This window comes from Aporhodopirellula aestuarii, from assembly GCF_023701485.1.
Classification (GTDB): domain Bacteria; phylum Planctomycetota; class Planctomycetia; order Pirellulales; family Pirellulaceae; genus Rhodopirellula; species Rhodopirellula aestuarii.
This window is the reverse complement of the sequence record NZ_JAMQBK010000119.1, coordinates 1-8122: the sequence shown is the minus strand read 5'-3', so window position 1 is coordinate 8122 and position 8122 is coordinate 1. Positions and strand designations below refer to the sequence as shown.

At 55.0% G+C, this 8122-nt stretch carries 7 protein-coding genes; 3 read left to right on the top strand and 4 right to left on the bottom strand.

Annotated features, from left to right (window positions below):
• Positions 1-302 precede the first annotated feature (302 nt).
• On the top strand, positions 303-1721 hold the full coding sequence (locus NB063_RS30765) for a PDZ domain-containing protein (protein ID WP_250933439.1): 1419 nt from the start codon (positions 303-305) through the stop codon (positions 1719-1721).
• A 152-nt stretch (positions 1722-1873) separates the two neighbouring features.
• Here NB063_RS30765 and NB063_RS30760 read toward each other — a convergent pair whose 3' ends face one another.
• The 4 genes from NB063_RS30760 to NB063_RS30745 all read right to left on the bottom strand — a co-directional run bounded on the left by NB063_RS30760 (position 1874) and on the right by NB063_RS30745 (position 6100).
• Positions 1874-2521: a protein-L-isoaspartate(D-aspartate) O-methyltransferase gene (locus tag NB063_RS30760; RefSeq protein WP_250933437.1), complete on the bottom strand. Its 648-nt coding sequence runs from the start codon at positions 2519-2521 to the stop codon at positions 1874-1876.
• A 318-nt stretch (positions 2522-2839) separates the two neighbouring features.
• Entirely contained in the window at positions 2840-3148 is a 309-nt protein-coding gene (locus NB063_RS30755; RefSeq protein WP_250933435.1) for a hypothetical protein, read from the bottom strand.
• A 15-nt stretch (positions 3149-3163) separates the two neighbouring features.
• On the bottom strand, positions 3164-4168 hold the full coding sequence (locus NB063_RS30750; RefSeq protein ID WP_250933433.1) for a hypothetical protein: 1005 nt from the start codon (positions 4166-4168) through the stop codon (positions 3164-3166).
• 42 nt (positions 4169-4210) lie between these two features.
• A complete protein-coding gene (locus NB063_RS30745; protein ID WP_250933431.1) occupies positions 4211-6100 on the bottom strand; it encodes a transketolase in 1890 nt (629 codons plus the stop codon).
• Between the two features lie 424 nt (positions 6101-6524).
• Between NB063_RS30745 and NB063_RS30740 the strand changes: the two genes are divergently transcribed.
• Both NB063_RS30740 and NB063_RS30735 read left to right on the top strand, forming a co-directional pair.
• Entirely contained in the window at positions 6525-6734 is a 210-nt protein-coding gene (locus NB063_RS30740) for an acetyltransferase (RefSeq protein WP_250933429.1), read from the top strand.
• 588 nt (positions 6735-7322) lie between these two features.
• Positions 7323-7826 (top strand): DUF1269 domain-containing protein, encoded by a 504-nt coding sequence (locus tag NB063_RS30735; protein WP_250933427.1) that lies wholly within the window; start codon positions 7323-7325, stop codon positions 7824-7826.
• Positions 7827-8122 lie beyond the last annotated feature (296 nt).

Sequence of the window (8122 nt, the reverse complement as noted above, 5' to 3'; positions counted from 1 at the left end):
CACTAAATCAACAGCCTGCTTGCGCCGTTCCGCTAAGTCTTTTGGCAGCTGGTTTTTATAGCGGAGCAGCGCAAGCCGCCCGGTGAATTTCGAAACAACCTACAAGCTGCAGCCCCAAGAGCACCAGACGGTCAGTGAAAACCTCCTGTCTACCCGCTTAGCCGGCAACTGTTTGCCCCGTTCTTAGATTGCTTGAGTTCTCACCGTTTTCGGAACGCGTTTTGCCGGATTTTCGAGAAAGCAATGACGTGTTCTCAACGTATGAGACACCTCAAGATAACTCTTCCCCACGAGAACCTCCCATGAAAACTAGACATCGAAAGTTCACCCGTGCGTGTTCGTTCACGGCGATCACCGTGCTGGTCAGCAGTACGTGTTTACCGTCGACGCGAGCGCAAGATTCCCAAGCTCAAGAATCGCCGCCGCTTGTTTCCCAATCCGAATCCGTCCCCTCCCACCGCTCAACTTCGGAGGACGAACCGGCGGAAGCTGAAACCAACGTCGCAACCAGCCAAACTCAAAAATATGCCGATGACGATGCTCCTGCTTTGGGTGTCCTCGCAGGGTCGTGTCCGGGCCGGGGTGTCTGCGTGCTCGACACCATTTGGGACAGCCCCGCGGCGCGTGTCGGCATCGAACAAGGCGACTACATTCTGGCTATCAACGATCAAGACGTATCCTCACCCCAAGAACTGCGACAAAAGCTGCAAGATTTGGGGCCCGATGACACCGTCAACGTGACCATCTGGCGACGTGGCGAAACAATCAATCGCGAAGTCGCTTTGGCGTCAGAAGCCGAAACTCTACCCGGCAGTATGCGAGGTTGGCTGGGCGTGCGTCTGTCCCCCGGACCCAACGCGGGATCCGAAGATGAACAAGGCTTGATGATCCAACAGGTCACCCGCAACAGCCCAGCCGCGGACGCTGGACTCCGCGCCGTTGACGAGGTAACCGGCGTCAACGGAGATGAGGTGACGTCGCTCGATGAATTCGTAGAAACAGTCCAAGATTTTGAGCCCGGAACCGAGGTGCAATTGACGATCCGTCGCGACGGAAGTGACAAGGAAATGCCGGTAGTGATAGGAAATATCGCAAACGCCCCGCTGCGGTGGTTCCGAGACTCTTTCAGCCCGCCGATGAACCGCATGCCGATGGTCGGTGGCGTTGAAAGTCCTTCGATGCGTATGTCACCAGACACCGAGATGCTAGAAGAAATGATCGATGACATGCGCCGCAAGATCCGTTCGCTTCAAGAACAAGTCAACGAACTGAAGCGGCCGACTGCACCTCCCGTTGAAAGTTCACTGGAGGGAGCGGACGAAACTCTACGGGAGCAGCAGAAAAAAACGTTCCCACTCGAACGTGAGGAAACTTCCCCAGGACAGCCAGATGAAGATGATGTCTCCACAATCAAACGGCTTGACCATCAATCCATGATTTTGGCCCAATACGATAGCATGCGAGGTTTTCCGTATAACTTCAGCAACGACTGGACCGGTTCACGCTTTAACAATCGAGGCTACCGTGACGGCGACGATCGCTATCAAGACCGAGGCGACCGCTATCGTGGGCGCTATCGATCGTACTATCCCTACAACGGATATCAACCGTACCCATATCGATACTACAACTACGGTGGCCATCCCTACTTCTACGGCGGCGGCTATCCCTACGGATATCGCGGTGGAGTGCGGATCGGCAACCTCGGCGTTTGGTGGTAACGCCTGACGCTCAATGAGACGAACATTCTCGCCGCTATCAGCGCGGGCAGCGAAGCGGATTGCTTAGCTCGCCCCGCCTGAACGCGGCGGGGCGGACGTCTCGAACAACCGTTTCAGATTGAGCCGGCGGCTTGCTCGCAACTGCCAAATGCTCACCAGCCCTCGTCGCCGATCAAAGGAACAAACCTCACGCTCCCGAGTGACTCTTGGTCGCACGAACCGTCGAGGGACTTGCGGATTCGAATCAATTTTTGTTCGTGCTGATGCTTCCCAACCGGGATAACAAGTCGCCCGCCGTATCCGAGTTGATCCAACAGAGTCGGAGGCACTTCGGGCCCGCCCGCTGCCACGACAATCGCATCGTAAGGAGCATGCTGCAGCCAACCGAGTGTGCCATCGCCCACGCAAACGTGGACATTGTCAAAGCCCTCCCGGTACAAATTTTGTATAGCTGTCTCCGCCAATTCTTTCTTTCGCTCGACGGAGTACACCTCGTCTGCAATGCTAGCCAGCACGGCAGCTGCGTATCCCGATCCCGTACCGATCTCTAACACCCGATCTGACCCTGCAAGTTCCAGTGCCGCGGTCATGGTGGCGACAATCAACGGTTGTGAGATCGTTTGCCCCTCGCCAATCGGTAGCGGCCCATCATCATAGGCATGCTCACGCAGTTCGTCGGGTAGAAATGCTTCCCGGCGAACATGCGCCATCGCTCTCAACACCGCCTCGTCCCTGATCCCACGCCGTTTGAGTAGCCTGAGCATCGCCAGGCGGTCTGCGTTTATGTCGTTTTTACGCATCGTTCTGACCTCAGTCCTCTCGGTTTCTCGCTCGCATGCCTTAGTTCAAGGTACGCCATCGGATTTCGAGTAACCAGTCACAACAGCAATCGACGCGACAACAAGTCTCAATAAAACTGCGCCGCACGCTATTCGTCCGCGAGAATTCACGTCACAGGTACCTACTCGTGGCGATGTCCTCCAGCGTGATCGTGCTCCCCAGACTCGAGAAAACGGGTGTGTCAGCACGGACCAGTCGATGTCGCCTTTGCTGCGGTCGAGGGTCGTCGCCACCCAACGCCGCGAGATCATCGCCGCCAACGAGCATGAAGCCTCACTTCAATCTTCTATCCGATTCAGCATCTCGACATGATCCATGTCAAGGTCGTCACCTACCTGGATCTTAGAACTTAGATAGCTGTAGCAAAACCGTCCGTCACGAAAGACGAGTTCGTAGACCGCCCAAATGCGAGGGTCAACCGGATCGTGAAAAGCGAGTGCTTCAAACAAAAGTCCCCACGAACTCGTTCGCTTTATTCGGACGCTCGACGCAACGATCACAAATGACTTCGGTGTGGTGGCGAAGTATTCGACGTGGCCGTCGATCGGGCCACGAAAGAATTCGATTGCGTCGCTCGCTTGGGACATCTTGACACCTCGATTCTATCTTGTCTTGACTCTTGAGTTTCCGTGATTGCTGGTCAACAGCGGTTTCCATGTGGACAGGCGTCGAAGAATTTCATCGAGAGCCGCGACCGCTTTTTCGCTATCGCCCTGCCAGTGGAAACCTGACCGATTTCCTTCCTGGTTCACGCTTACCGATTTCATGATGTCTTTCATGGAGTCGCTATCTTTCGCCCAGAGCGTTTCGTACGCGACCAGACCATCGAGCACAGTCTTGGTGTGCTGCGCCACTTGCTCTGAAATTGCCACCAGATCGCACTGCTCGTAAATCAATCCGTCACGTTCTCCTAACGCCCAGACAATCTGCTTGTGTTGCGACAGGATTGGCATGGCAACCGGATGATTTTCGAGCTGTTGCAGATCAATCGCGGCACCGTACACCCACGCGGATTGGGCAGCGGACGTGATCAACGGCGATTCCGATCCGGCGAGAACCGCGGTTTCGCTCTGCAACACGCCAATGGCATCTTTTGCGTTCTGAATGGACGATCCAAAAACGATCGTATCATCATCCAGCATGACAACGGTCATCTCTTCATCGCCAGACGGCCCGTCCTCGCTCGGCTTCTGCTTCGATAATGTGACGGTGTGCAGCGTGTTCCCCTCCCACACAGTCGTGCGATGGTTCATCGCTTTATTCAAGACCGTTTCGACTTTCGCTTGATCGTACTCGGCCTGCAAAATCACAGTGCCGGTGTGGACTTGATAATCGCGGCTAAACGCCGTGATGCTGCGCAGGTCCTCGGGTGGGTTGATCCCGTAGCGTTTCTCGATCCACTTGCGAACGTGTTGAATCATCTGCGGTTTCTGCTGACGGATCGCATCCGCAAGCTCCGAATCGCTGAGCGATTCAAAGTCAACATGAACCACCCATTTCGCATCAGCGGGGACATGGTCGGCGTCGAGCGGCTCGGCGGACGCCCGAATCGGGATGATCGTGGCGATGAGAGACACGGCGGCGAAAAAGACAATTGATCTGAACATAGGTGATTTCCTTGGGTTAGATGATTTTCAATGTGATGATCGCTAATTTGATGCCGATGAGCGTTTTTGCTGATAGGCAAGAACGGTGGCCACAATGGCGTCTGCCGAAATGCCTTGCCTTTCGAGTTGGTTCTCAGAAGATCCGCTCAGCGGACGCTTGCGTACGGCAAGACAGTTCACCGGTGTCGGGTGGTCGGACAAGCTTGTCAGCACCGCTTCTCCCATGCCGCCTTCGGGGTAGTGATCTTCGATCGTGAAGATCACTGTGGTTTGCTCGGCTGCCCGGCGGATGGTTGCGTGATCGAGCGGCTTGATCGAATAAAGATCAATCACACGCGACATGATTCCTTGCTCCCGGAGCTGCTCATGTGCCGTCAGCGCCTCGTGCAGGGTGATCCCCGCCGCGACCAACGTTACCTCATCGGCATCGCTGCTCCGAAGGACCTTGCTTCCACCAATCCGAAACGTTTCGTCATTCTGATAGATCACTGGCGTTTTTCCGCGCGTCGTCCTTAGATAGGCTATCCCCTTGTGATCCGCCATCGCTTCAACCAGCGACTCCGTCGAGACCGCGTCAGACGGATAAAGAACGACACCATCTGGGATCGTTCGGAACATGGCGATGTCCTCCAGGCCCATCTGAGAAGGACCATCCTTACCGATGGAAACGCCGCAATGCGACCCGACAAACTTCACATTTGCACCGCTATACGGCGCCATGCGGATTTGGTCCATCGCGCGAGACAGGAATGCCGCAAAGGTGGAAACAAACGGTAATTTCCCTCGTAGAGCCAAGCCGGTCGCAGCCCCGACCATGTTTTGTTCAGCGATATACATCTCGAAGAATCGATCTGGATATTCATCACGAAACTGTTTGGATCGAGTGGAATTGCAGACCTCACCATCAAGAGCGATGAGATGGGGATACTGTTTTGCGAGTCTGCAAAGTGCGTTCCCGTACGCGTCACGGGTCGCAATTTCCTCTCCGAGCTCGTAGTTCAGAGGCTTCGCCTGTTCGGATCGGAGCGGCGAGATCGCGACCTCTTCGGGTGGTGCAATAACGCCGCGCACATCACCGTTGACGTCGCCCAATTCCGCCAGAGCATCATCCATTCGATCCGGCTCAACAGGCTTACCGTGCAGCCCGCCTTTGTTTTCAAGAAACGAGACTCCTTCCCCCTTCACGGTCCAAGCAATGATCATCACGGGCTGGCCACTCGCCAGACACGCCTGCGAGTAAGCGTTCATCACCTCATGGTGGTCGTGCCCGTCGCTGACCATAATGCAACGCCATCCGAACGCTTCGATCCGTTGACGATACGCCTCCAAATCGTGTCCGTACATGGTCGGCCCACGCTGCCCCAACCGGTTAACATCCAACACGCCAATCAAGTTGTCTAATCCGTAGTGTGCGGCCAATTGAATCGCTTCCCACTGCGAGCCCTCCGCCATCTCGCTATCGCCCAACAACACAAAAGTGCGATAAGGCAGCTGATCGAGGTATTTCCCCGCCAGTGCCATCCCCAGCCCAATGGACAACCCTTGGCCGAGCGATCCCGTTGCGGCTTCGGTGTATCTGAACCGCGATGTCGGATGACCTTCCAATTCGCTTCCGAATTCCCGATAGGTCATCAATTCGTCTTCGCTGACTCGTCCCGCTGCAGCCCAGAGCGAATAGAACAGCGGAGAAGCGTGGCCTTTGGAAAAGATCAGCCGGTCGTTGGCCGGATGACTGGGCTCGCTTAGCTGGTATCGAAACGTACCGCCAAACGTCAAGTCGACCATCAACTCAACGGCCGAGAGCGATGACGTGGGGTGCCCCGACTCGGCTTCGGCTGTTGAACGAAGTATCCAATGTCGGATTTGATTAGACAGCTTTTCAAGTGTCTTGATTTCGTGCAGGTTGGTTGTCTGGATACCGGAATTCGACATCGATGTCTCCAAATCAGGGAACGCTTAATGCTCTCAACTCGCAAGAGAAGAATGCGTTTGCATCGACGTCTTAGCGTGCAATCGGCGCGCCGGCGAATCGGTTCCCAGGTACGGAACTTGCATCGATTCACTCGCCTGTGATCAACAACGTTTGATCTCTAGTGAATTTTGCAAAATGGCTGTCAAGAGGCACATGCGTTCGCCTGAACCTGGTTAATCATCTGGCGACTTGGCTACCGCAAAAACAAGAGTCCGCTGAGAGGACATCGCCACGATTCACACTTCGCAAAGGAAAACACAAGAATCCGAGTGTGCCGACGAAGATAGCCGAACGCCCTGTAATGTCAGCTTATTGACTGCTCAAAGCCTGCGGCTCGCGTCATCGGCTTACAAACGTGCCACTGTTCCATCAGGAGATATCGCAATGTTTTTGAAAGAGAAAGTGTCCGGGGATTTGATTCGTATCGACGACCTGGAGGAACTGTTCAGTCCACATGAGACGGTTGTTCAGGGGCGGCGGCAGGCCGGTGAAGAAGAACAAGACACGGGCCAATTTAGTAAATCTGATTTGGCTTTTCCTTCCGGCGAACCATTACCGCAGTGTTGGATCGACGCAAGCTACCAGATGCACTGATGCGATCAGCACCAAGCATCACACGTGCGCTGCCTCTTCGATGCATCCTGCGGCAGAAAGCCATTTCGCGTGCAATCGATCACGATGAGTCTTCCAACGATAGAAAGGGAACGAACTCCGTTTGCCGAGGACCGGATTAGAAATGAATCGATGGGCGGCATGCGGACGACATTCCTTCAGCTACGTTACGAGCCATTGCAGGCGTTGGGACATCGAAAGATTTAGTGCTCTTCTTAGCGGTAGAACGCGAGCCCTCCGGTTCGAGCAACTCATCCATTCAGGTTAGTGCACGAGTCAATGAGCAAGCCGACTCATGGATAGACGGCGACGGCACGAATTCGAAATTGGCCCACGGCATGCAGTTTGCGGCGACTGGTATCTCGCCAAGTTGCGTGGGTATGCGTCACGCGTTTTTCGGTTGGCCCGCAGTGGGAGATTTACTTCTCGACGCTGTAATTACTGATCGATCCCGAGCGGGCGATTCCGACCAACCGATCGTCGACTTCCCAGACACGCGGAGAGACTTGGTACTGAGCGATGCTCATCGTGTCGCTCGCCTTACCACCACTCAACCACGAGGATACACCGATGTCGAAATGTTTGATCGCTGAATATGAAACCAGTGCCGCGGCGAAACTCGCTCTGGAAGTGTTGGAGAAAGATCATTTCACACTCGAAAACGTATCGGTTGTTTCCAAATCGTCCGATTCAGGTGCAGAGCATCTTGAGGGACTTCAAGATCCGTCGCAGGACCAGGAACATGTGAGCGCACCAGACAATCGCAGCACCTCACTTGGGATGCTGATTGGCGGGGCAGTTACGGCACCGATCGCTGCAGGGACATTGATCGGGCCATTTATCATCGCGGGACCTCTGGTCGGCATGGCGGTAGGCGCCGCCATGGGTAGCCTGCTCGGCGGCATGGAGAAGTGGGGCGTTGCGAAAGATGTGAGCTCAACCTACGAAGATCGTGTGAATTCCGGATCCGTTTTGGTCATCGTCCATGATGTCGATGACATTCGAATCCACGAGGCAAAATCACTCTTAAAAACCACTGACCCGAAATCACTAGAGAAATTTGAATTGGCGTAGATCGCCGGCCCCGCTCATCCGCTGGCGATAGGCAGTGCCAGGTGATTTGCCTTAGCAATGGAACTCAACGGATCTCAACGCATGGTGCCAGTACGCGCATGCGAATGGCCCGTCGTGTAACTGGCTCATTCGCGGGTTGACGCCCTAACGACTTGGTAGGCCGTCGATCCAAACGTATCCTCAAGGCCGTGCCTTGGCCCGCGACTGATGGCTCCCGAGACACTGAGAGCGACGTTGGTTCGCCACTCTTGCGGTGTTCCTCTACGCGAAGTGAACGGGGATGTCCCATTCGTTGT